The 23,473-nt window shown below is 69.5% G+C and carries 24 protein-coding genes; 9 read left to right on the top strand and 15 right to left on the bottom strand.

Annotated features, from left to right (window positions below; genetic code table 11):
- Together F5X71_RS18695 and F5X71_RS18690 are read left to right on the top strand one after the other, a co-directional pair.
- The gene (locus F5X71_RS18695; protein WP_167463192.1) at positions 1-945 is read left to right on the top strand and encodes a CorA family divalent cation transporter; all 945 of its coding nucleotides are present in this window, start codon (positions 1-3) and stop codon (positions 943-945) included.
- Between the two features lie 56 nt (positions 946-1,001).
- On the top strand, positions 1,002-1,721 hold the full coding sequence (locus tag F5X71_RS18690; RefSeq protein ID WP_167463191.1) for a TetR/AcrR family transcriptional regulator: 720 nt from the start codon (positions 1,002-1,004) through the stop codon (positions 1,719-1,721).
- 1 nt (position 1,722) lies between these two features.
- Here the strand turns inward: F5X71_RS18690 and F5X71_RS18685 are convergent, their stop codons facing one another.
- The 3 genes from F5X71_RS18685 to F5X71_RS18675 are packed head-to-tail and all read right to left on the bottom strand — an operon-like array spanning position 1,723 to position 5,080.
- Positions 1,723-2,667 (bottom strand): SDR family NAD(P)-dependent oxidoreductase, encoded by a 945-nt coding sequence (locus F5X71_RS18685; RefSeq protein ID WP_167463190.1) that lies wholly within the window; start codon positions 2,665-2,667, stop codon positions 1,723-1,725.
- Positions 2,664-4,205, bottom strand: a complete 1,542-nt coding sequence (locus F5X71_RS18680) for a flavin-containing monooxygenase (RefSeq protein ID WP_167463189.1) — start codon at positions 4,203-4,205, stop codon at positions 2,664-2,666. The genes F5X71_RS18685 and F5X71_RS18680 overlap by 4 nt, the downstream gene beginning before the upstream one ends.
- Positions 4,202-5,080 carry a metal-dependent hydrolase gene (locus F5X71_RS18675; RefSeq protein ID WP_167463188.1) on the bottom strand — a complete coding sequence of 293 codons (879 nt, stop codon included), beginning with the start codon at positions 5,078-5,080 and terminating at the stop codon, positions 4,202-4,204. Before F5X71_RS18675 ends, F5X71_RS18680 begins: the two co-directional genes overlap by 4 nt.
- Positions 5,081-5,372: 292 nt before the next feature.
- On the opposite strand from F5X71_RS18675, the gene F5X71_RS18670 reads away from it, so the two are divergent.
- Complete coding sequence (locus tag F5X71_RS18670) at positions 5,373-5,660, top strand: hypothetical protein (protein ID WP_238815312.1); 288 nt, start codon at positions 5,373-5,375, stop codon at positions 5,658-5,660.
- A 96-nt stretch (positions 5,661-5,756) separates the two neighbouring features.
- Complete coding sequence (locus F5X71_RS18665) at positions 5,757-6,659, top strand: S1C family serine protease (protein ID WP_167466564.1); 903 nt, start codon at positions 5,757-5,759, stop codon at positions 6,657-6,659.
- Here the strand turns inward: F5X71_RS18665 and F5X71_RS18660 are convergent.
- Positions 6,646-7,362, bottom strand: a complete 717-nt coding sequence (locus F5X71_RS18660) for a TVP38/TMEM64 family protein (protein WP_167463186.1) — start codon at positions 7,360-7,362, stop codon at positions 6,646-6,648. The two genes, F5X71_RS18665 and F5X71_RS18660, sit on opposite strands and share 14 nt — an antisense overlap.
- Positions 7,363-7,545: 183 nt before the next feature.
- On the opposite strand from F5X71_RS18660, the gene F5X71_RS18655 reads away from it, so the two are divergent.
- Genes F5X71_RS18655 through meaB form a run of 3 tightly spaced genes read left to right on the top strand, consistent with a single transcriptional unit; the run spans position 7,546 to position 12,751 of the window.
- Positions 7,546-9,402, top strand: coding sequence for a methylmalonyl-CoA mutase family protein (locus F5X71_RS18655; protein ID WP_167463185.1), 1,857 nt, complete (start codon positions 7,546-7,548; stop codon positions 9,400-9,402).
- Positions 9,402-11,681, top strand: coding sequence for a methylmalonyl-CoA mutase (scpA, locus tag F5X71_RS18650; protein WP_167463184.1), 2,280 nt, complete (start codon positions 9,402-9,404; stop codon positions 11,679-11,681). Before F5X71_RS18655 ends, scpA begins: the two co-directional genes overlap by 1 nt.
- The gene (gene meaB, locus F5X71_RS18645) at positions 11,678-12,751 is read left to right on the top strand and encodes a methylmalonyl Co-A mutase-associated GTPase MeaB (RefSeq protein ID WP_238815311.1); all 1,074 of its coding nucleotides are present in this window, start codon (positions 11,678-11,680) and stop codon (positions 12,749-12,751) included. The genes scpA and meaB overlap by 4 nt, the downstream gene beginning before the upstream one ends.
- On the opposite strand, the gene F5X71_RS18640 is transcribed toward meaB, so the two are convergent.
- The 4 genes from F5X71_RS18640 to F5X71_RS18620 form a co-directional block, all read right to left on the bottom strand.
- Complete coding sequence (locus F5X71_RS18640) at positions 12,728-13,162, bottom strand: type II toxin-antitoxin system VapC family toxin (protein WP_167463183.1); 435 nt, start codon at positions 13,160-13,162, stop codon at positions 12,728-12,730. The two genes, meaB and F5X71_RS18640, sit on opposite strands and share 24 nt — an antisense overlap.
- Before the next feature lie 7 nt (positions 13,163-13,169).
- Positions 13,170-13,505 carry a type II toxin-antitoxin system Phd/YefM family antitoxin gene (locus tag F5X71_RS18635; protein ID WP_167463182.1) on the bottom strand — a complete coding sequence of 112 codons (336 nt, stop codon included), beginning with the start codon at positions 13,503-13,505 and terminating at the stop codon, positions 13,170-13,172.
- Between the two features lie 184 nt (positions 13,506-13,689).
- On the bottom strand, positions 13,690-14,577 hold the full coding sequence (locus tag F5X71_RS18625) for an amidohydrolase family protein (RefSeq protein ID WP_167463181.1): 888 nt from the start codon (positions 14,575-14,577) through the stop codon (positions 13,690-13,692).
- Positions 14,574-15,614, bottom strand: coding sequence for a nucleoside hydrolase (locus F5X71_RS18620; protein ID WP_275106733.1), 1,041 nt, complete (start codon positions 15,612-15,614; stop codon positions 14,574-14,576). Before F5X71_RS18620 ends, F5X71_RS18625 begins: the two co-directional genes overlap by 4 nt.
- Positions 15,615-15,710: 96 nt before the next feature.
- On the opposite strand from F5X71_RS18620, the gene F5X71_RS18615 reads away from it, so the two are divergent.
- A complete protein-coding gene (locus F5X71_RS18615; protein ID WP_167463180.1) occupies positions 15,711-16,295 on the top strand; it encodes a TetR/AcrR family transcriptional regulator in 585 nt (194 codons plus the stop codon).
- A 9-nt stretch (positions 16,296-16,304) separates the two neighbouring features.
- Here F5X71_RS18615 and F5X71_RS18610 read toward each other — a convergent pair whose 3' ends face one another.
- Together F5X71_RS18610 and F5X71_RS18605 are read right to left on the bottom strand one after the other, a co-directional pair.
- On the bottom strand, positions 16,305-16,715 hold the full coding sequence (locus F5X71_RS18610; RefSeq protein WP_174817095.1) for a hypothetical protein: 411 nt from the start codon (positions 16,713-16,715) through the stop codon (positions 16,305-16,307).
- A gap of 15 nt (positions 16,716-16,730) precedes the next feature.
- On the bottom strand, positions 16,731-18,077 hold the full coding sequence (locus F5X71_RS18605; protein WP_174817094.1) for a CoA transferase: 1,347 nt from the start codon (positions 18,075-18,077) through the stop codon (positions 16,731-16,733).
- 46 nt (positions 18,078-18,123) lie between these two features.
- Here F5X71_RS18605 and F5X71_RS18600 point away from each other — a divergent pair, with 46 nt between their 5' ends.
- The gene (locus F5X71_RS18600; protein ID WP_167466560.1) at positions 18,124-18,891 is read left to right on the top strand and encodes a thioesterase II family protein; all 768 of its coding nucleotides are present in this window, start codon (positions 18,124-18,126) and stop codon (positions 18,889-18,891) included.
- 28 nt (positions 18,892-18,919) lie between these two features.
- On the opposite strand, the gene F5X71_RS18595 is transcribed toward F5X71_RS18600, so the two are convergent.
- The 5 genes from F5X71_RS18595 to F5X71_RS18575 all read right to left on the bottom strand — a co-directional run bounded on the left by F5X71_RS18595 (position 18,920) and on the right by F5X71_RS18575 (position 23,461).
- Positions 18,920-19,309 carry a DUF2784 domain-containing protein gene (locus F5X71_RS18595; protein ID WP_167463179.1) on the bottom strand — a complete coding sequence of 130 codons (390 nt, stop codon included), beginning with the start codon at positions 19,307-19,309 and terminating at the stop codon, positions 18,920-18,922.
- A 35-nt stretch (positions 19,310-19,344) separates the two neighbouring features.
- Positions 19,345-20,775 (bottom strand): SDR family NAD(P)-dependent oxidoreductase, encoded by a 1,431-nt coding sequence (locus F5X71_RS18590; RefSeq protein WP_167463178.1) that lies wholly within the window; start codon positions 20,773-20,775, stop codon positions 19,345-19,347.
- Positions 20,776-20,885: 110 nt separating this feature from the next.
- Complete coding sequence (locus tag F5X71_RS18585; RefSeq protein ID WP_167463177.1) at positions 20,886-21,689, bottom strand: hypothetical protein; 804 nt, start codon at positions 21,687-21,689, stop codon at positions 20,886-20,888.
- Positions 21,690-21,740: 51 nt separating this feature from the next.
- Complete coding sequence (locus F5X71_RS18580) at positions 21,741-23,258, bottom strand: hypothetical protein (RefSeq protein ID WP_167463176.1); 1,518 nt, start codon at positions 23,256-23,258, stop codon at positions 21,741-21,743.
- Positions 23,255-23,461, bottom strand: coding sequence for a hypothetical protein (locus F5X71_RS18575; protein WP_167463175.1), 207 nt, complete (start codon positions 23,459-23,461; stop codon positions 23,255-23,257). The genes F5X71_RS18580 and F5X71_RS18575 overlap by 4 nt, the downstream gene beginning before the upstream one ends.
- Between the last annotated feature and the right edge of the window lie 12 nt (positions 23,462-23,473).

Genomic DNA, 23,473 nt, shown 5'->3' with positions numbered 1-23,473 from the left:
ATGCCGTCCATCGGTGACGCCGTGGCCACCGGTCGGTTCGATACCGAAGTCCTGCAACGACATTGGATTCCGCTCGGGGCGGATGACGCGGAGACCGCGGCGGCGCTGCGCGAGCGGCTCGGCGTCGATTTCGCGGCCGCGCGCCAACGGGTCTGGGAGACCGACAATTTCCTCTACCTGCCGGTGGTGGCCAACTACAAGCGCGGCGACGCCATCGAACGCGAGACGATCGTGTTCGCGCTCGGCGCCGAATTCCTGGTGACCTGTCAGCCGGTCGAGCATTTCGTCCCGTTCGACAAGGCGATCGCGAAGATGCGGCGCAATCCGGCGCTCACCGGTTCCGCGCACGGGGTGATGTACGCGCTGCTGTGGGCGCTCAACGAGGCCTCCGAGCGGGTGATCTACTACGCCAGCGACGCGCTGGAGGCGATGAACGACGAGATCGAGATGGCCACCAACGGTTACGACCGCCGCGGCCGCGAAATCGGCGTCGCCGACATGCGCGGCATCATGTCCCGGATGAACGCGGCCGAGGAGATCGTCTCGCGCACCCAGGAGACCCAGCTCCAATTGGCCCGTGCGGCACGGCATCTGATGGCCGACGTCGCCGTGCGCAGCCAGGAACTGGAGAGTCTGATCGCCATCCTGATCGCCGACATCGACGGGGTGAAACAGCACGCGGGCTTCGAACACGACAAGGTGCGCTACCTGCAGCAGTCGGTGATGACCTGGCTCGACGTCAAACAGAATCAGATCGTCAAGGTGTTCACCATCATCACCGCGGTCTTCCTGCCGCCGACCTTGATCGCCACCTTCTACGGCATGAACTTCACCTGGATGCCGGAGCTGCAGTGGCAGCACGGTTTCGTCGCGACCACGCTGATGACCCTGGTCGCGGCCGTGATTCCGCTGGCCTACATCAAGCGCAAGGGCTGGCTGCGCTGAGCGGGCGTGCGGGCGCGCCGGGGTGATCGGGCGCGCGGTTCAATATCATGACAGTCATGACGGCCGCCGGTAGCAGCTCGCCCGCGGCACCGCGCCCGGACGCCAGGACCGAACGCTGGCGTGCGCACCGGGAGCAGGTGCGCGGTGAGTTCGTCGATGCCGCGTTCCGCGCGCTCGCCGAGCACGGGCCCGACGTGAGCATGGACGACATCGCGCGGGCCGCAGGCTGCGCCAAACCGAAGCTGTACCGGCATTTCGCCGACAAGACCGATCTGTACCTGGCGATCCTGGACCGGGTGCAGCGCACGCTGTGGGAGCGCGTGCTGACCCGGATCAGCCTGACCACCGATTCGCTGGCCGACCTGCTGCACACCGCCATCGCCGAGTACGTCGCGGTGGTCGAGGAACAGCCCGACGTCTTCCGCTTCCTGGTGCACAGCAGGATGGCCCAGCAGGCCGAACAGCCCGAACGGGCGATCGAGGTGGCCCGGCGCTCGGCGCTGCTGGCGGCGCAGCTGATCGAGGAGCGGCTCGCCGGTCAGGACGTCGACACCGGCAGCCTGGAATTGACCGCGTACGCCATTTTCGGCGCGGTGGGCTCGGCCACCGACTGGTGGCTCGGCGCCAACCGGGCTCGCGCCGAGGTGATGTCCACCGAACGGTTCGCCGAGCATGTCAGCGTGATCGCCGAGGGCATGCTGCACGGCGTCGCCAAGCTGAACGATCTACCGATCGACGTCGATCTGCCGGTGCACCTTGCGTTGCGCACCGAGTGAGTCAGCGCACCTCGGCTTGCGCCGAAACCGGCTGCGGGGCAGGCGGAATCGAGTGGGACGGATCGAGCACGCGCAGCGCTCGCCGCCCGATCCGTTCCATCCGCGCGAGATCGAGGGGCTGGGCGATGCGCCGGTTCACCCCCGGTGCGAGCCGCAGCAGGAAATAGCCCAGCCAGGCCTCGGCCCGCACCGGAACGACCGCGAGATCGTAGCGGACCGCCCGCTGCGCCGCCCGCGCCACCAGATCCGGACTCAGCGGCGCGAACGGCAGTTTCGCTGCCGCGTCCTGCACTCGCCTGGCCAGTTCCTTGCCGCGCGCGAGCAGTTCCTGATCCACGCCGACGGCGACGGCGTGCTCGCCGATCTTGGTGTTGATCACGCCGGGGCAGATCGCGCTGACACCGATGCCCTTGGGCCCGAACTCGAGTCGTAGACACTCGGTGAGCATCTTCACCCCGGCCTTGGACACCGAGTAGGCCGACATCACCGGCGTCGGGGTGAACGCGGCCGCGGACGCGATGTTCACGATGTGGCCGCGTTTGCCGTTGTCGATCATCTGTGCGCCGAATACCCGGCACCCGTGCACCACGCCGAGCAGGTTCACGCTCAGCTGGCGCTCCCAGTCGGCGGGGGACAGGTCCACGAACGCGCCGCTGACCAGCATGCCCGCATTGTTGACCAGCACGTCGGGCACACCGTGCGCGGCGAGCACGTCACGGGCGAACCGCACCCAGGCGTCCGGATCGGTGACGTCCAACTCGGCCGCGTCGGCGCGCTGGCCGCGCGCGTGGATCATGGCGGCGGTGGCCAGGGCCGCGTCCTTGTCCAGGTCGGAGGCCACGACGTGGGCGCCCGCCTTGGCGAAGCGCAGGGCGATCGCCCTGCCGATGCCGCTGCCCGCGCCGGTCACCACGACCAGTTCGGGATGTATTCCGGTGCGCTTCATGCGGACTCCTCGAGCACCGCGCCTGCTGCCGTGCGGGCGGGGACGGGGTGCCGGTAGTGATAGTTGTCGAGGTCGAAATGGCGGTTGTGCCAATACATCTCGCCGTGCGTGGACGGACGGAACGGTGAATCGCCGTGGCTGTTGAGGTAATAGGTGTTCGATCCCGCGCAGGCGGAGGTGAACAGGAAGTTCTTCTCCTGGCGGCGCAGGCACTCGGCGAAGTACTCGTCGTGGGCCTCGCGGCTGATCTCGCACTCGGTCGCGCCCCGCCGTTTGGTCTCGGCGATGGCGCGGCTCAGATGCGCCGCGGTGGCCTCGATCATCCAGATATACGAGCCGAGCACGAAACCGTAAGGGCCGGTGATGGTGAACATGTTCGGGAAACCGGGCACCGACACGCCCTGGTAGGCCTGGAACCGGTGCCGGTCCCAGAATTCGCCGAGATCGCATCCGTCGCGCCCGGTCACCGGGAACGGCGGGATCGAATCCTTTTCCCACAGTTTGAATCCCGTGGCGCAGATCAGCACATCGACGGCGTGTTCGCTGCCGTCGACGGTGGTGATGCCGTGCTCGCCGACGAATGCGATCGGCTCGGTGACCAGGCTGACGTCGGGGCGATTGAATGTCGCGAGATAGTCGTTCGACATCGACGGGCGCTTGCAGCCGAGGCCGTAGGCCGGAATCAGCTTCTCCCGCACGACCGGATCGTGCACCTGGGCGCGCATCCAGCGCCGGACCGGGATCTCGGCCATCCGGCGTCCGGCGTCCGAGAGCCAGGTCGGGCCGACCACCATGCCGCCCATGCCCACCTCGGTGGCGACCGTCCCCAGCATCCGGATGCCCGAGCGCAGCCACGGCCGCCCGAGGATCGCGCGGCCGATCCGGCCCACCGCCGCATCGGTTTTCGGGAAGACCCAGATCGGCGTGCGCTGGAACACGCTCAGGTGGGCGACCTGGTCGGCGACCGCGGGCACCAGTTGCAGCGCGGTGGCGCCGGTGCCGATCACCGCGACGCGCTTGCCCGCCAGCGCCACGTCGTCGTCCCAGAGCGCCGTGTGCATCAGCGTGCCGCCGAAGTCGTGCAGGCCCGGAATGTCGGGCAGCTTCGGGCGTTCCAGCCCGCCGATCGCCATCACCACGTAGCGGGCGGTGAGGGTTGGCCCGCCGTCGGTGCCGAGCAGCCAGCGGCGCTCCTGTTGGTCGTAGGTGGCCGAGACGATGGTGGTGTTCAGCCGCAGCTTGGGCCGCAGCCCGTACTTGTCGACCATCGACTCCGCGTACTCGCGTAACTCGGTGCCGGGCGCGAAGATCCGCGACCAGTCGCCCCGCTGCTCATAGGAGAAGCTGTAGATGAACGACGGAATATCGACCGCGACACCCGGATAGGTGTTGGCGTGCCAGGTGCCGCCGACCCGGTCCCATTTGTCCACCACGAGGATGTCGTGGATGCCCTTGCGCTGCAGCGCGATAGCGGCGCCGATACCGCCGAAGCCCGCGCCGACCACGATCACCTCGTGGTCGGGAGCCCCCGCGTTCATCGCAGGTGCCCGACGAGGGAGCCTTCGGCGCCGAACAGCTCCTGCTGCCAGCGCCGCAACAGCTCGCGCGAGTCGATGTCGTCGGGATGGAAACCGGGTCGCAGGTACAGCACGAGTTCGCGGCCGAGGCCGCGGAACACCGGGCCGCGGAACAGCGTGAACGCCTCCCTGGCCAGGCTCAGCGGATAGCGCCGGGCGTCCGGGTCGCGGCTGAGCGAGACGGTCAGGCTGACGGCGGTGAGCGGGACGGTCAGCGCGACCAGCGTGGCCATGGTGAGGATGCGCATCGTCTCGGTGCCACCCACCGCGCGGTAGACGTCGAAGGCCACCGACTTGTGCTCCAGTTCCTCGAAGGCATGCCAGTTCAACAGGTTTCGCACCTCCTCGTCGCCGGCGAGCGCCTGGATCTCCGGGCTGGACAGCACGCGCTCTGCCAGCACGGCGGTGTAGTGCTCGGCCGCCGCGGTGGCCGCCAGGTGCAACCGTGCGGGGATGCGCTGCTCCAGGCGCTTCTGCCGCTCGGTCACGCTCGGCGCGTCCAACCATTCGATGGGATAACCCATTTCGATGAGCCGGTCGTTGAGCCGCCGATGCTCCCGGCCGTGGGTCGCCTCCTGGCCGATGAATCCGGCCACCCGCTCTTTGAGCACCGGATCGGTGATCTGATCGGCGAACCGGCGTACCGAGCGGATGAACGACTCCTCGCCGGGCGGGAAGCCTGCGGAGAGTCCGGCGATGAAATGGCTGAATACCATGTCCCCGCCCGCGTAGTACTTGTCCATGGGAACCGGGTCGCCGAAACGGAATCTGATCCGCCGTGCCTTCGGATAGCCGCTGCCTGTGCGTGGCGCTGTGCGCACCCGTTGCTCGGTCATTTCGCACCTCGTTGGGCTCGGTACCGTCAGTATGCGGTACTACTAGTACGATACCGTCTCAGACGGTTTGGGCAAGGGGCGTTCGAGATTGGCGTTCGGCCGCTCGGAAACGCCGAGCGGCGCGGCCACTCGCTCAGTGTTTGCTGAAAGGTTGCGGAGATCGGAAAAAGGGATTACCTTCGCTAAGGACCGATGGTCGCAAGTGCCCTTACTTTTCGAGCAGTCCTGGGGAGCATCTGATGAGGAACCAACTTGTAGCTGCAACATTGCTCCGTCTCAGGGCGTGACTGTCATGACCATGATGATCGCGCCGCAGGACGACCTGCTGGCCACCAACGAATTCCTGCGCGACGGTGTGCGTTTCGGCGTGACGATCGGTCGGCCGCAGCCCTATCCCGCCGGTGCGGGCTGGCGCTGCCGGGTCCGCGTCGAATGCGGAACGAGCCGTCTCGAACAGTCCCAGGTGGTCGCGCCCACCGCACACGAGGTCCTGGAGCTGGCCCTCGAGCTGGTGACCAACCGGCTCACCATGACCCGCGACGAGTTCTTCGAAGGCGCCACGGTAGCTCCGCGGACTTAGGCGCCGTCTCGGCTGCGTCCGCCGAATTCCGCGGGCATTCTGTAAGGGTTGGTGCCGACCCGAACAGGAGTGGCTGCCGTGGACGACGATGCCGCGATGGATGCCTATTCACGCACGGTGATCTCGGTGGCCGCGTCGGTCACGCCGCACGTGGCGAGCGTGCGCACGCGCCGGGGGAGCGGATCGGCTGTGGTGTTCACCGACGATGGATCTCTGCTCACCAACGCGCATGTGGTCGGATCGGCGCGCGGCGGCGAGGTGGTCTTCGCCGACGGCGTCGAAGCGAAATTCGAGGTGGTCGGCATCGATCCGCTGTCGGATCTGGCCGTGCTGCGCTCACGCGACGGCGCACCGGGCGCGGTGTCGCTCGGCGACGCGGACACCCTTGTCGTCGGTCAACTCGTTGTCGCGGTGGGCAGTCCGCTCGGACTGGCGGGTTCGGTCACGGCCGGTGTGGTCAGCGCGCTCGGTCGCGCTGTGCCGGTCGCCTCGCGTCGCGCCGGGCGGGTGATCGAGGATGTCATTCAAACCGACGCCGCCCTTAACCCCGGCAATTCCGGTGGTGCGCTGTCGGATTCGGCCGGGCGGGTGGTTGGCATCAATACGGCGGTCGCCGGTATCGGTCTGGGCCTTGCCATTCCGATCAACGCGACCACCCTGCGCATCATCGATACGCTGCACACCGAGGGGCGGGTGCGGCGTGCCTACCTCGGTCTGGTCGGCATGCCCGCGCCCTTGCCCGCGACGGTGGCGGAGCGAACCGGCCAGGCCGCCGGGGTGCGCATCATGGAGGTGGTCCGCGGCGGTCCCGCCGATGCCGCCGGATTGCGGCGCGGGGATCTGGTGCTGAGCGTCGCCCGAGCGGAAGTTCGTGACGCGCAAGGCATTCAGCGGCAGCTGTTCGCGGATGCGATCGGCGCCGAGCTGCCCGTGACAGTGCTGCGCAACGGCGCGATGGTCGACGTGATCGCGGTGCCGATCGAGCTCACCGTCGACTGAGCAAGCGCTGCGCGTCCGGCTGGTCGGCTACGGCGACCGGCTCGGGTTCGAGCTCCCGCTCGGGTGCGGTGGTCATCCGGGCGTCGATGATCAAGCCCGCGACACCGATCGCGATCAGCACGCAGGAGAACACGATCATCGCCGGATGGGTGTCGCCGGTGAGCGCGTCGCTGAGAATCACCGTGCCGACCGTGCCGGGCAGCACGCCGAGCACCGTGGCGATCATGTACGGCCAGAAGCGGATCGAGGACAGCGCGGCGCAGTAGTTGAGCACCGAGAACGGCACGGCCGCGATCAACCGCAGCGAACCGACCGCGAGCCAGCCCCTGCGGCGCAGGCGCTCGTCTACCGCGCGGACCGCGGGATGGGTCAGCCGGGACGCGACCTGCTCGCGGTCCAGCGCCCGCACCAGCAGGATGGCCAGTGCCGCACTGACCGTCGTCGCGCCGACCGCGAGCGCGATGCCGAGCACCGGGCCGAACAGCAGCCCGGCGCTGACCGTGAACACGGTGCGCGGAATCGGCGCGACCGTCACCAGCGCGTGCACCACGAAGAAGACCAACGGGAAGACCGGCCCGACCGAGCTCGCCCACTGCTGGATCTGCTGCGGACTCGGCAGCGGGACCAGCAGCGCCGCGACGAAAAGCGCGGCAACGCCGACGAGCAGCGCGAGCACGCGGGGGTCACGGATCAGCCTGGTCACCGGGGCCAGATTACCGGGTGGTAGTGGTACTAGGGAGCAACGTGTGCGGCGGGTGCCGCTAGCATCAGAGGAAACGGGACGAATGCTCGTTAACCTAAGTGGTCGCTGAACTGGGCGAATGCGGAGGTTTTCGGGACAAACCACGGGTGCGCCTGCAGTCGAGTGGAAGAGGAACAGCAAGCTATGCCGATTGCTTCAGAGCCCGGGACGGAACCGGTGCCCGAGTATGCCGCGTGGCGCAAGGGTGTGGCGGGGGTGCTGGCGAAGGTCCGGCGCGTCGAAATCGCCGAACTGCCCGAGGAGGCCGAGCATCTCCTCGACGAAACCACCTACGACGGGCTGACTATCGCGCCGTTGTACACGCGGCGGAACGAACTGCCGGAGCAGTCGCTGCCCGGCACCTTTCCGTTCGTGCGCGGCGGTGACGCCACCCGCGATGTGCATCGCGGGTGGCACGTGAGCGCATATTTCGGCGGATCCGATGCGGCAGCGGTGCACCGCGAGATCATGGCTGGGCTGGAGAGCGGAATCAGCGCGCTGTGGCTCGGCGTTGGTGAGCGTGGCGTGCCGGTCGCGCAGCTGCCCGCCGCCCTGACCGGTGTGCTGTTCGATCTCGCACCGCTGACCCTGGACGCGGGCCCCGCGACCGCGGCGGCCGCCGCCCAGGTGTTCACCACGCTCGACGGCTACGACGCCGGTACCAGGGCCGACATCCGGGTCTCGCTCGGTGCCGCCCCGCTGACCAGCCGCTTCGCCGACCGGGCCGATCTCGGGCTGCCCGAGGCGATCGCGCTGGCCGAGTCGGCGGCCGGCCGCGCCGAGACCGTGCGTGCGATCACGGTGGACGGCACCGCCTTCCACGACGCAGGCGCCTCGGACGCGCAGGAGCTCGGTGCCGCGATCGCGGCGGGTCTGGCGTATCTGCGCGCGCTCACCGAACGGCTCGACATCGCGGACGCGTTGGCGCAGCTGGAGTTCCGGTTCGCGGCGACCGACGACCAGTTCGCCACCATCGTGAAATTCCGTGCGGCGCGCCGACTATGGGCTCGCGTCGCGCAGGTGTGCGGTGCGCCGGACTTGGGCGGCGCACCCCAGCACGCGGTGACCTCCGCGGCCATGATGACCCAGCGCGATCCGTGGGTGAACCTGCTGCGCACCACCCTGGCCGCGTTCGGCGCCGGGGTCGGCGGCGCGGACACGGTGACCGTGCTGCCGTTCGACTCGGCCCTGCCCGACGGCGAGCTCGGCGTCTCGAAGTCGTTCGCGGATCGCATGGCTCGCAACACGCAGCTGCTGCTGCTCGAGGAGTCCCGGCTCGGTTTCGTGCAGGACCCGGGGGCGGGCTCCTGGTACGTCGAGGACTACACGAGCGAGCTCGCCGCGAAGGCGTGGGAGTTCATGCAGGAGATCGAGGCCGCGGGCGGCTATCTCGCCGCGCTGGACTCCGGGCTGCTCACCGAGCGCATCGGCGCGACCAGGACGGCCCGCGATGCCGATGTCGCACACCGCAAGACGGCCGTCACCGGCGTCAACGAATTCCCGAACCTGGCCGAGCAGCCGCTGTCGGAGGCCGCACGGCTGCCGGGTCGCGTCGCCCGCTACGGCGCGGTGTTCGAGGAACTGCGCAACCGGTCCGACGCCTACCTCGCCGCGCACGGCGCGCGACCGAAAGCGCTGCTGGTGCCCCTTGGTTCGGTGGCCGAGCACAACGTGCGGGTGACGTTCATCGCGAACCTGCTGGCCTCCGGCGGGATCGAATCCATCAACCCGGGGCCGCTGGCGATCGACGGAATCGCCGCGGCGGCAACCGAAGCCGGCGCGCCGATCGCGGTGCTGTGCGGCTCGGACAAACGCTATGGCGCCGAAGCCGGGGCGGCGGTGGCACAGTTGCGCGCGGCGGGCGTCGAGACGGTGCTGCTGGCCGGTGCCGCCAAGGCGGTCGCCGAACTCGGTGAGGCACAACGACCCGACGGATTCCTCGCGGCGAAGATCGATGCGGTCGCGGCGCTGTCCGGCCTGTTGGAGAAGGTGGGAGCCTGATGACGACCAGGGAAATCAAACACGTGGTCGGCAGTTTCGCCGACGTGGCGCTGACCGACCCGGCCGCCGCGCCCGCGGCGGTGGATGCCGCGCAGGTCGACGCCTATGTGCGCGCGGCCGCCACCGCCAACCACTACGCGCCCGAGCAGCTGACCTGGGCGACGCCCGAAGGCATCGACGTGCCACCGGTGTTCACCAAGGCCGACCGCGATGCCGTGGTGGCCGAGGGGTATCCACTCGACAGCGTCCCCGGCGTCGCGCCGTTCGTGCGCGGGCCCTACCCGACGATGTACGTCAACCAGCCGTGGACCATCCGCCAGTACGCCGGCTTCTCCACCGCGGCGGACTCGAACGCCTTCTACCGCCGCAACCTGCAAGCGGGGCAGAAGGGACTCTCGGTCGCCTTCGACCTGGCCACCCACCGCGGGTACGACTCCGATCACCCGCGCGTGCAGGGTGACGTCGGCATGGCCGGTGTCGCCATCGACTCCATCCTCGACATGCGCCAGCTCTTCGACCACATCCCGCTGGATCAGGTCAGTGTGTCGATGACGATGAACGGCGCGGTGTTGCCCATCCTGGCGCTGTATGTCGTTGCGGCCGAAGAGCAGGGCGTCGCGCCGGAGCAGCTGGCCGGAACCATTCAGAACGACATTCTGAAGGAGTTCATGGTCCGCAACACCTACATCTATCCGCCGAAGCCCTCGATGCGGATCATCTCCGACATCTTCGCCTACACCAGCGCGAAGATGCCGAAGTTCAATTCGATCTCCATCTCCGGATACCACATTCAGGAGGCGGGAGCGACCGCGGATCTGGAGCTGGCCTACACCCTCGCCGACGGTGTGGAATACATCCGCGCCGGCATCGACGCGGGCATGGAGGTGGACAAGTTCGCGCCGCGGCTGTCGTTCTTCTGGGCGATCGGCATGAACTTCTTCATGGAGGTCGCCAAGCTGCGCGCCGGACGCCTGCTGTGGAGCGAGCTGGTCGCGAAGTTCGAGCCGAAGAGCGCGAAATCGCTGTCGCTGCGCACGCATTCGCAGACCTCGGGCTGGTCGCTGACCGCGCAGGACGCCTACAACAACGTCGCGCGCACCTGCATCGAGGCGATGGCCGCGACCCAGGGCCACACCCAGTCGCTGCACACCAACGCGCTGGACGAGGCGCTGGCCCTGCCGACGGACTTCTCCGCCCGCATCGCGCGCAACACCCAGCTGCTGATCCAGCAGGAGTCCAACACCACCCGGCCGGTCGACCCCTGGGGCGGTTCGTATTACGTCGAATGGCTGACCCACCAGCTGGCGAACCGGGCCCGCGCGCACATCGAAGAGGTGGAAGCCCACGGCGGCATGGCGCAGGCGATCGGCGAGGGCATCCCGAAGCTGCGCATCGAGGAGGCCGCGGCCCGCACCCAGGCCAGGATCGACACCGGTCAGCAACCGGTGATCGGGGTCAACAAGTATCAGGCCGAAGAGGATCAGCAGGTCGAGGTCCTCAAGGTGGAGAACTCCCGCGTGCGGGCCGAGCAGATCGAGAAGCTGCGCCGCCTTCGCGCCGAACGGGATTCGAGCGAGGTCGAGCGCACGCTGGCCGCCCTGACCAGGGCCGCGGCCTCGACGGAGGGCGGCATGGCCAACAACCTGCTCGCCCTGGCCATCGACGCGGCCCGCGCCAAGGCGACCGTCGGTGAGATCTCCGACGCGCTCGAGCAGGTCTACGGCAGGCATCAGGCCGAGATCCGTACGCTTTCCGGTGTGTACCGCGACGAGGCAGGCAAGGTCACCAACATCACCACCGCGAGCGAACTGGTCGAGGAATTCGCCGAGGCGGAAGGTCGTCGTCCGCGCATCCTGGTCGCGAAGATGGGCCAGGACGGCCACGACCGAGGACAGAAGGTGATCGCGACTGCCTTCGCCGACCTCGGTTTCGACGTCGACGTGGGCCCGCTGTTCCAGACCCCGGAAGAGGTGGCGCAGCAGGCGGCCGACAACGACGTGCACGTCGTCGGTGTGTCGTCGCTGGCGGCGGGCCACCTCACGCTGGTGCCCGCGTTGCGGCAGGCACTGGCCGAGGCGGGGCGACCCGACATCATGGTGATCGTCGGCGGCGTGATCCCGCCGGACGACTTCGCCGCGCTGTACGAGGCGGGGGCCGCGGCGATCTTCCCGCCCGGCACCGTGATCGCCGACGCCGCGATCGACCTGCTGAAGAAGCTGGCGCACCAGCTCGGTCACGAAATCGGCAGCGGCGCCGACACTTCCGCCGCCACCGAATGACCGGTCGGGAGACTCCCGCGAGCACGGGCGAGCGTCGGGCGGATGCGCCAGGGGCTCGCCCGTCCCGTGGCAGGCCGATCGATGTCGAGGCGTTGGCGCAGGGGATCCAGGCGGGGGAGCGGGCCGCGCTGGCGCGGGCGATCACGCTGGTCGAATCGACGCGTTCGGATCACCGGGAGCTGGCCCAGCAGTTGCTGTTACGGCTGACCCCGGACCCGCACAGTTCGGCGACCGCGAACGTGTCGAATCGGGTCGGCATCACCGGTGTGCCCGGCGTCGGCAAGTCGACGTTCATCGACGCGCTCGGCATGGAACTGATCGGTAAGGGGCACCGTGTCGCGGTGCTCGCGGTCGACCCGTCCTCCACTCGCACCGGCGGTTCCATCCTGGGCGACAAGACCCGGATGGCGCGACTGTCGGTGGAGCGCAACGCTTATATTCGGCCCTCGCCCACCGCGGGCACCCTGGGCGGCGTGGCCAAGGCGACCCGCGAGACCATCGTGCTGCTCGAGGCCGCGGGCTACGATGTGATCCTCGTCGAGACCGTCGGTGTCGGCCAGTCCGAGGTGACCGTCGCCAATATGGTCGACGTGTTCTGCTTCCTCACCCTGGCCCGCACCGGAGATCAGTTGCAGGGCATCAAGAAAGGCGTGCTGGAGCTCGCCGACCTGGTCGCGGTGAACAAGGCCGACGGCAAGCACGAGATGGAGGCCAAGGCCGCCGCGCGCGAGCTCACCGGCGCACTGCGCCTGATCCACCCGCACGACGCCCTCTGGCGCCCACCGGTGCTCACCATGAGCGGCCTGGAAGGCATTGGCCTGGACAAGTTCTGGGACACCGTGCTCGAGCATCGCCGCGTCCTCACCGACGCTGGCGAGTTCGACGAGAAGCGCCGCCGCCAGCAGATCGACTGGACCTGGACCATGGTGCACGACCAACTCCTGCGCCGCCTGACCGACAACCCCCACGTAAAAGCCATCCGCCCCACAATCGAATCCCAAGTCCGCGAAGGCACCCTGACCGCCGCCCTAGCCGCCGAAGAACTCCTACGAGCCTTCGACGAACACTGACCGTGCCACGAACGGGTTGATGAGGACCGCGGTGGTTTCTTCGAAATCCTTGGTGTTTCGCGTTACTACGGTGAGGCCGTGGGTTAGGGCGGTGGCGGCTATGAGGCCGTCGGCCATGTCGAGGGTGGGGGAGTCGAGGCGGGCCCAGGTGCGGGCGATGTCGGCGGTGACGGGGAGGATGCGGTCGCCGTAGCGGGACTCGATGCCGGAGATGGCGGCGTTGAATTTATCCGCGCGGGTGTGCTGGTCGCGCCGGCGTAGCAGCGCGACGCCGCGGCGTAGTTCGCCGAGGGTGATGACACTGAACCACTGGTCGGCCTCGCGTGCCGCACGGAACCAATCGAGCACCGCGGGTGCGGGTTTCGGGCGCATCAGTTCGGACAGGACGTTGGTGTCGAGCAGGTAGCTCACGGGACGATCACCCGGCCGACGGCTCGGCGGCGGACGCGTCGAACAGGTCGACCTCGCGCGGCTTGCTGAGCTTCCGTTCCGCCGTGACCTCGTCGACCACCTCGGCGACCTCGTCGCCGAGACCGGTGAACGTGGCGAGCAGATGGTCGACGAAGCTGATATCCGGCCGGGTGAGCCTGCGGTACTCGTTGATATCGATGACCACAGCGACCGCGTCACCGTGGCGCGTGATGGTCTGCGGCGTGCTCTCCGCCGCCCGTAGCACCTCGGAAAATCGCTGCTTCGCCTCCTGGACCTGCCATTGCGTCACGACATCTCCCGTCTCACTCGACAGCGGCTCCATCTAGACAGTCTAGACAGATTTCCGACCCCTTGTCGACCGCCGTCCCCGCGAGTATCGAGGGCTGGGCGGCGGAGGCGAATCAGGTTGCGTCATCTCGATGGAGGACTTCGCGGTCGCGCTGCTCGACGAGGCCCAGGAGCCCGCGCACCGGCGCACCCGGTTCACCGTGGCGGCGGTCTGAAGGCTACGCGAGGTCGAACAGCGCCGCGGCGTTGTGATAGCAGACCCGGCGCAGCCAATCATCGCCCAGCTCGAGGCGTTCGAGCGCGAACACGGCATGGTCGTAGGTGTAGGGGATGTTCGGGAAATCGCTGCCGAACAGAATCCGATCCCCGAGTGCCTGCATCCTGCCGTGTTCCGCGTGCGGGAACGGATCGACCTCTTCGAAGAAGTCGGTGAAGGTCATGGTCGTGTCCAGCCGCAGCCGCGGGTATCGCTCGGCCAGATCGAAGAATTCGGTGTACTCGGGCGCGCCCATGTGCGCGATGACGAGGTGCAGCCGCGGAAAGCGGCGCAGCAGTGCGGCAATGGGCGCGGGGCCGGTGAATTCGCCGGGGACGGGCCCGGATCCGCAGTGGATCAGCACCGGCGTCGCGGACTCCTGCAGCAGCGCCCACACCGGATCGAGCAGCGGATCGCCCGGATCGAAGCGGCCGACCTGGATATGTACCTTGAACAGGCGCGTCCCGCGTTCGAGCGCGGCGCGAACGTAGGTCTCGACGCCCGGCTCCGGATAGAACGTGGAGGTGTGCAGGCAATCCGGTGTGCGCTCGGCGAATTCGGCGGTCCACTCGTTGAGCCAGGCCGCCATCCGCGGCTTGTGCGGGTAGACCAGCGCACTGAACGCGCGAACGCCGAACCCGCGCAATGTCTTCAACCGCACCTGCTCGTCGTCCCGGTAGGCGATGGGCCAGGGGCGTGCGGTGAGCGGTCCGGCCGAGTCGAAGTAGGCCCACACCTTGCGCAGCACCGGTTCCGGCATGAAATGGGTGTGCACGTCGATGATTCCGGGCAGCCCGAGCCTGGCGCGGAACGCGGCGAGGTAGGCGGTGTCGTCCTGGTCGCCGCTCATGACGCGCCCGGGTGCACCGCGCGGGCGAAGTCCCCGATTCGGCTGATCAGGCGATCGAAGAACAACTCCTGGTCGGTACCGATCACGATGTCGGCGTTGGGTTCCCGGCCCCACATGCCGGCCCAGTCGGCGACCGTGGTCGCGCGGGTCAGTGTCCCGGCGAGCTCGACGTCGACGGTGGCCGGTCGGGTGACGGCCACAGTGGGGTCCAGCGCCACCGCCGCCGCGAACGGGTCGTGCATGTGCGCGAGGTAGCCGAGGCCGTGCAGCTGATGGAAGTCGAAGTAGAACCGCACCGCGTCGGTGACGTGCCGGATGATCGGGTTGCTCGCCGCCGACCTGACCCCGGCCGGGTCGGTCTCCGAAACCGCCTCGACGGGAAGGCTGCCCGCGCGTTCGGCGAGCAAGGCCAGGTGCTTGGGCCGCATCTCGATGGTCTCGGTGATGTCGAGCCCGCACACGATCGGCCTGCGCTCGGGTGGCGCGGCGGAGAACGCGTCGAACACCTCCTTGGCGGCCTCGGGGTCGACGTGCACGTTCCATTCGTTGGTCGGCGTGGTGTTGCCGGGATGATTGAACGCGCCGCCCATGATCACCAGGCGCCGCAACAGGGTCGGCAGCTCGGGTTCGAGCCGCAGCGCGAGCGCGAGATTGGTGAGCGGCCCGGTGCAGAGGCCGACGATTTCGCCGGGGTGGGCGCGCACCAGATCGACCCACATCTGGGCGGCGGTGCGCGCGGACAGCGGGCGCTCCGACACGGGTAGTTCGGCATAACCGACGCCCTGCGGGCCGTGCGTGTCCTCGGTGGTGCGCAGCGGGACGGCCAACGGTTCGAGCGCGCCGAGCGCGACCTCGATCTCGGGGGCACGGCACACATCCAGCCAGGCCAGGTTGTTCGCCGCGACCTGCGGCGCGGGGACGTTGCCCGCGGTCGACGCGATGCCGACGATCTCTGCCTCCGGCGAGCCGAGCAGGTAGAGCAGCGCGAGGGAATCGTCGACCCCGGTATCGACATCCATGATGATCTTCTGCCGCACCCCACGAGACTAACCACGCCCCCGACGCCCATCGCGCGGGACCTGTCTGAAACAAGCGTCTGGCACATTTGTCTCAGCACGTTGTAGCCTGGCCACATGGGGAACCGGGAAGACCTGCTGGCGGGTGCGCGCAAGGCCATCGTCGAGCGCGGCGTCGCCAAGACCACGGCCAGGGATATCGCGGCCGCCGCGGGCGTGAGCCTGGCCGCGATCGGCTACCACTTCGGCTCGAAGGAGCAGCTGATCACCGAGGCGCTCGCCGACGCACTCGGCACGGCCATCGGCGACAGCATGGAGTCGCTGATCCGCGACGCGGGTGATGTCTCGCTGCTCGCCGGATTCGCGCAGCTGTGGAACGCGATGCCCGAGGTGTTCGCGCGCAACCGCGACAGCATGGTCGCGAGCCTGGAGAACATCGTGCGCGTCGCGCGGTCGAGCGAGGCGCGCGAGTTCTACGCGGAGAACCTGCCGACGGTGTACGGCGAGATGGGTGCAGCGCTGCGCGAGGCCCACCCGAACCTGACCGAGGAGCAGGCCGAGGCGATCGCCCAGCTGTATTTCGTGCTGGTGCAAGGCCTCGGCGTGCTGTGGGTCATCGCGCCCGACGGCAAGCTGCCCGACGGCAACCGGCTGGCCGAGGCGCTGACGGCGATCACCGGCGACACCGTCGCGGATCGATGACCCCGCCGCTCAATCCTCCTCGTTCAGCACGCCCGCGGGGATGTGCCGCAGCCGCAACACCGCGATCACCGAAATAGCCACGGCGGCAACGGCGGTGATCCCCGCCGTGACGTGCACACCGTGCAGGAATGCCTCGCGTGCCGCCCGCAGCACCGCCGCGCCCAGCTCACCCGGCAGCGCCGCGCTCGTCTGCACCGCGGCGCCGAGGGTGTCACGCACCGACTGACCGGCCTGCTCGGGCAACCCTGCGGGCAGAGTCGTGGCCAGATCGCCTCGGTACAGGGCGATACTGATGCTGCCGAGGATCGAGATGCCCAGCGCGCCACCGAGTTCCGCGCCGGTCTCGGACACGCCGGAGGCCGCGCCCGCCTGCTCGGGCGGCGCGGAGCCGACGATCAGCTCGGTGGTGATGCCGAACACCGGCGCCAGCCCGCGCTAGTGCGTCCGCAACGGCCAGGCGGGACGATCGTTGCCGAAGGCGGGCGCCGGCCAGGTGTAGGCGGGATACTCCGCGATCGCGGGCGCGGCGGTGCAGGCTTCGCCGTGGTAAACCGCCATCGCCGGATCGGGTGCGGCGGCCTGCGGGTGCCGTGGCGTCCGCTCCGGGGCGTTGAGCAGCCAGGAAGCCGTGCGTGCCAACGCGACTCGCACGTCACGGCCGATCCCGTCGGTGGCTCGTGCGGTGAGCGCGTCGATCACGCCCGCCGCGAGGAGATAGCCGGACGCGTGATCGAGCGCCTGGGCGGGCAGGGTGCCGGGCACCGCGGGCGCGCCCTCGGCGATCGCGATCCCGGAGGCCGCCTGCACGATGCTGTCGAAACCGCGCCTACCGCCCCACGGTCCGAGCTCACCCCACGCCGAGACCCGGCCGTGTACGAGTCCAGGGCGGGTCCGCGCGGTGATCCCCGCATGCGCGAGCGCCCCCGGTCGATAGCCGGTGACCAGCACGTCGGCGGCGGCGAGGAGCTCGTTGAACTGCGGCAGGCGCTCGCGCAGATCCAGCAGTGTGGAGCGCTTGCCCTGCCCGGTGTCGGCGTACTGCCACGGGATCTCGGGCAGGTGTGGCGGATCGACCCGCAGCACGTCCGCGCCGAGCAGGGCGAGGGTCCTGGTCGCCACCGGGCCGGCGATCACCCGGGTCAGATCGAGCACCCGCAGGCCGCGCAGCGGCTGGAAAGGCGCTGCGCCCATGGGCAATCCGGGCTCGCCGCGATCGGGGCGGCGCTCGATCGCGACGATCGGCCCGGCCGCCGCGGAGCGTCCCTGCGGACTCTGTGCCCACTCCTGTTCGGTGCGCACCCGCACCGCGATGGCGCCGTGCGCCGCGGCGTGCTCCTCGATGTCGGCGGCGCGACTCATCGCCATCTGCGCGACCGCGAGATCGACGGGCGCGTCGTCGGGCAGGCCGAGCGCGGTGAGCAGCCGCTCGCGATGATGGCGGTAGTTGGCGTGGGTGCGAACCCATCCGTCGTAGGTGGGGAAGAAGCCGGACAGGTCGGCGAACATCGCGGCGGGCGCGCCGTGGAAGCGCAGCAGCCGCTCGCTGGAGAACGCGGCGGTAATCCGGGCCGGGTCGATGCGGTGCGCCACCGGATCGAGGCCGCGGGCCGCGCGCAGCCGGTTCGCCGCGGCGGTGAGCGCGGCGACCGATCCGGCGGCCAGCGCCCAGACCGGTAGTGTCGCAGCGAGATTGCTGCCGGGGTCGGGGGCAGGCGTAATGGCGGAGGGGGTGACACCGATTCCGGCTTCGTAGTCATGGACCAGCCGTGTGTGCGCGTTCACCCGAACGAGCGTAATAGTTCCAGCTGAGAAGGAGATCTACGTGGGCATGAAGATCGAGTCGGGCCAGTGGCTACGGGTGCTGCGCGCCGACCCGGCTCCCCGCCGCTACCTGCTGTGTTTCCCGCCGGGTGGTGGTCCCGCGACCGCATATCGTGAATTCGCACAATGTTTCGGCGCAAGCACCGCGGTCGTCGCGGTGCAGTATCCGGGTCGGCAGGACCGGCTCGGCGAGGCGCCGATCACCGAGCTGGCGGTGCTCGCCGATCGGATTGCCGAACAGATACTGCGCCTCGGAAACCTCGACGGGCTCGCGTTGTTCGGCCACAGCATGGGGGCGACCGTGGCGTTCGAGACGGCGCGGCGACTGGAGCGCGACGGGCAGGCGCTGACGGGTCTGTTCGTGTCCGGCCGTCCCGCACCGACTTTCGTGGAGACCCAGCGGCTGCACCTGGGCGCCGACGCGGATTTGATCGCGGACCTGGAGCGCTTGGCCGCCGACCCGGCGCCGATCCAAATGCTGCGTGACGAACCGAGTCTCGCCGAACTCGTGCTGCCCGCCGTGCGCGGCGACTATCAGGCGGTGGAGACCTACCGATATCAGCCGGGTGCGCCGCTCACCACCGCGATCGACGCGCTGGTCGGCGCCGAGGACCCGACGATGCGACCGGAGCAGGCCGAGCAGTGGCGCGAGTTCACCGGCGGAAGCTTCGAGCGCACAACCTTTCCCGGCGGTCACTTCTTCGTCGACGAAGACCCCGCCGCGGTGGCTCGCATCGTCGCGGCCCGGCTTGGCGAGCGACGCGCGCCCGCGTGATCGCCGAGAAGTATTGCCGCGCAAAGAGTTAGCGAGCCGCAGGTAGGCGGGTGGTCGGTCCGGCTGCCCGCCGTCGCAGCACGGCATAACCCACCCAGGACAGCACGACGCACACCGCGACCAACACCCGGACCGCGCCGAGCGCACTGTCGGGATAGATCACCCCGGTGAGGTAGTGGTCGATGAAACCGCTCGGCGGCAGCCCGGCCTCGCCCGCCCGGTGCCGCGCCCAGTTCTCCAAATGGGTGAGCGGGCACTCGAATCCGAACAGTACGGTGGCGAATCCCCAGCCGAAGGCGAGCAGGTGCGTCCAGATACCGCGCGGCCACCGCCACGCCAGGAATCCGCCGATCACCACATACGCCACGAACGCGAAATGCACGGCGGCGGTGGCATCGGCGAGCAGCCGATACAGCACCTCACCAGCTTAGCGGCGCGCTGGTCGCGGCCGCCTCACCACGGCGAGGGCTGGTAGTCCTTGAGGAAGCAACCGTAGAGATCGGTGCCCTGCTCGCCCTGCACGATCGGGTCGTAGACCCGGGCCGCGCCGTCGACCAGGTCCAGGGGTGCGTGGAAACCCTCGTCGGCCAGGCGCATCTTCGTGTAGTGCGGGCGCTCGTCGGTGATCCAGCCGGTGTCCACCGCCGTCATCAGGATGCCGTCGGTCTCGAGCATCTCGCGCGCGCTGGTGCGGGTCAACATGTTCAGCGCCGCCTTGGCCATGTTGGTGTGCGGATGCCCCGGGCCCTTGTAAGCCCGGGAGAACTGGCCCTCCATCGCGGACACGTTGACGATGTATTTGCGTCGCGCGGCGGCCGCGGCCATGGCGGGGCGCAGCCGGGACACCAGGATGAACGGCGCGACCGAGTTGCACAGCTGCACCTCGAGCAGTTCGGTCGGGTCGACCTCGGCCACGGTCTGCACCCAGCTGTTGGTGTGCGCGAGGTCGGGCACCAAGCCGCCCGCGTCGATCGCGACGCCACGCGAAATGCGTTCGGGGGTGGCCGATCCCGCGACGAGCGCGAGCTCGGCGATATCGGCGGCGGACAGCGACGGGGTGAGCGAGGCGGTGAGCGCGGTGGGGTGGGCCTGCATCGTCTTGCCGAAACTGACCAGCTCGGGCAGCGCGCCGGCGGGCAGCGGCCCGGCTTCGGCGTCGACCAGTGCGCTGTAGGCGCCGGGGGAGCGGCGCACGGTCTGGGCCGCGTTGTTGATCAGGATGTCCAGCGGCCCCTGCGCGGCGACATCGTCGGCGAGCGCGACGACCTGGGCGGGATCGCGCAGGTCGATGCCGACCACGCGCAGCCGGTGCAGCCAGTCGGCGCTGTCCTCCATCGCGGCGAAGCGGCGGACCGCGTCGTTGGGGAAGCGGGTGGTGATCGTGGTGTGCGCGCCGTCGCGCAGCAGCCGCAGCGCGATGTACATGCCGATCTTGGCGCGGCCGCCGGTGAGCAGGGCCCGCCGCCCGGTCAGATCGGTACGGGCGTCTCGTTTGCTGTGGCTGCGCGCGGCGCATTCCGGGCAGAGCTGGTGATAGAACGCGTCGACCTGCGTGTACTTCTGCTTGCAGATGTAGCAGGGGCGCGGCCGGATCAGGGTGCCCGCGGTGGCCCCGGCCGCACTGGAGGCCAAGGGGATCCCCGCGGTCTCGTCGTCGATGCGCTGCGGCGAGCCGGTCGCGGTCGCGGCGACGACCTCGCGATCGGCCGCCGACACCGCCGCCCTGGCCTCGATGCGGCGGCGCTGCTTGAGCTTCTTGAACATGTGGCCGACCGCGCGCTGCACCGCCACCGAGTCGGGATGGTCCTTCTCCAGCCGCCCGGCCTGGTCCAGTACGCGCAGACAGGTCGCGAGCTCGTCCGGATCAATCGTGGTTTCGGCCATCGGTGGTACAGGCATCCTTTTGCTGAGCTGGGAAATCGACCCACTCATTGTCGCAAACGCGCGCGGCGGGTTGCCGCCCGGTTGCCTTGCGCTGTGTCCGCGGCGCCCGGTCAGGCGCGCAGTACGCGCAGGGTCGTCGCCGCGGTCCGGCGCAGCAGCGCGATCGCCGCCTCGGTGGTCGGCGGTTTGGCGGCGGACGTGGCGGGCAGCGAAGACAGTCGCGACCAGCTGATCTCGTAGGTGGTCCACCCGTGGCGCACCGCGAGGCTGACGGTGTGCGGCCGGGCATCGCGGTCGTCCTTGCGCCGGACCAGATACGCCTCTTCGCCGAGGCCGCGCACCGCGGTGATCTCGTCGTGCGCCAGCAGCGGGGACTGCGTCCAGGTCTCGAACCGGGCGGTGAACTCGGGGCGGGGATCGGACTTCTTGTGCACCACCGCCCGTGCCCGCACCGTGCTGTCCGCGGCACGATCGAGTGCTCCCGCGGTGCTGAACCGGATCGTGCACTCCATCGTGTCGACGGCGGGGTGCAGCTGGGTTTGGTGCAGCGGGTATTTCGGACCCGCCGCGGCGGTCGGCGTCAGCTTCAACCCGGCACTCAGATAGGGGGCGGTGTCGGTGATCGCGCAGAGATCGTCGACATGGTGAAAGCCCTGGAGATCGGGCGCGGGCGCCGTGGCGCGATCGGTACGGGAAGTGTTGAGCGCGGCGGTGACTCCGACCACGGCCACCGCCGCCACGGCCATCAGCGCCCAGTGGCGCTTCCCGTGGCCGGGTGCACGCCAGGCCACCGCGCGCCGCGGCGGCACCGTTCCGTCCGGATAGACCTGCGGCGGCGCGGTGGGCGTCAGCGGCTGGTCGAGCCAGCCCTTCTCGTCGGGGCGCGAGGGCCCCGAACCCCCCGATCCCGTCATCGCCCCGAAAATATCACCTCATCCGATGTTCTGTAGGGCGTTCGAATCGGGCTACCCGGCGCGCAGATCCGTTGCCTCGGTGACGCGGCCGAGATGCTCGGCTCGTGCCGCGACGCGCTCGCGCAAGGTCGGGGGGATTTCGGTGCGGACCTCGATCAGTCCGTCCCACACCACCTTCGGGGTGTCCGCGGTGAGCGCGGCGAGGAACTCGTCGAGCTCGTCCAAGCCGTCGATGAGTTCGAGCACCCTGGCCCGGCCTGCCGCGTCCTGCGCCAGCGCGATCTCGACGAGGGTGTCGATGGTGTCGCAGCGCACCGCGACCAGCAGGGCGGCGAGCAACTGCGCGCGATCGAGTTCGGCGAGGTAGGAGGCGAGGATCGGCGTCGCGGTCGCGGGCAGCGCGTCCACCAAAGGCAATGCCTGAGACCAGAGTTCGTGCTCGGCGGTGGTGCCGATCACCGCCCGCAACACCGCGGGGTCGGCCATGACGGGCAGGCCCGCCATGCGCCGCCGCTCGTCGTCGGTCATCGCGAGGGCGATCGGGAGCATGGCGTTCCACAGGCCGGCCGCGTCGGCCTGGGCGACCAGTTCGCCGAGCTCGTCGTCCGGCTTCTCGGCCAGGCGCGCGGCGAGCAGGGCCAGCTGTTCGGGCCGCAGCTGGGTCGCCAGCGGGAGCAGATCCAGCCAATAGCCGTGTCGCAGCGCGACGTCCATGATCGAGGCGAGCACCGATTCCTCCTGTACCGCGGGCCTTTCGGCGAAGGCCCGCAGGCTGTCCTGGCTCATCGCGCTCGTCACCGGCAGCAGCGAGGCCCAGGCGTCCAGCTCGCGCACGGCCTCGATCAGGCCGTCGAGCACGGCGCCACCGAGCTCGGCCGCGATATCGCCGAGCGCCGCCCGGGTCTGCGGTCCGACGCTGTCGAGCAGATCGATACCCTCGGCCCAAAGGCCTTGCTCGTGCGCGGCCCGGATGACCCCGGCAAGCCGGTCGGTGAACAATGCGATCAGCCGGTCCAGCGCGGACTTGTCCTCCATGAGGAACCCGACCCGCAACAGATCGGCGTCGCTGAGCACGGGCGCCGCGGCGCGCATCGCGTCCTCGGGCACGACGCCGACGAACCGGCTCATGGTCACATGGTCGTCGCGCCGCGACAGCTCCCCGGCCACCTCGACGACCAACGGGGTGGGCACCGCGGCGATGATGTCCGCGGTACGCCGCGGGTCCAACTGGACGGCGGTCTCGGCGAGAAAGCGGGCGGGCAGCGCCTTCGCGATATCGATCGCGCGGGCGGGCTCGACCGACCCCGCGACGGCCGCGCACAGCACCGGGCCGAACGCGCGCTCCGCCGCCTTGGCACTGATCACGGTCGGCACCAGTTTCGTCGCCGCGGCGACCCGCCGCATGCGCGCGGCGTCGCGATCGAAGAGCAGATCGGTGGCGCGCTCCCGGAACGCGCGGATCGCCTCGGGCGAAAGATCGTGCAGGAACGCGAGTTCGGCCGGATCGGCGAGATCGAGCAGGCGCGCGAGCTTCGTCGTCTCCGCGCGCACCATCAGTCGCGCGCTCACAGGCCGAGCGCCTTCTTCACGGCCGGGCGCATGAGCCGGGGGATCAGCTGCAACGAGGATTCGACCGCCGCGCCGAGGCGTTCGCCGCGCGCGCTGACGGCGGTGCGCAGCAGGTGGTCCAGTGCGGCGAGGTCGGCCTCGGTCAGCCGCTCGAACTCGTCGGGCAGCGGTGCGCCGAGGGTCTGGGCCAGCGGGTGCGGCATGAGATCTCCGTA

Origin of the sequence: Nocardia brasiliensis (genome assembly GCF_011801125.1) — a bacterium.
In the GTDB taxonomy this organism is placed as follows: Bacteria; Actinomycetota; Actinomycetes; order Mycobacteriales; family Mycobacteriaceae; genus Nocardia; species Nocardia brasiliensis_C.
This window is presented reverse-complemented; position numbering and strand designations above follow the sequence as displayed.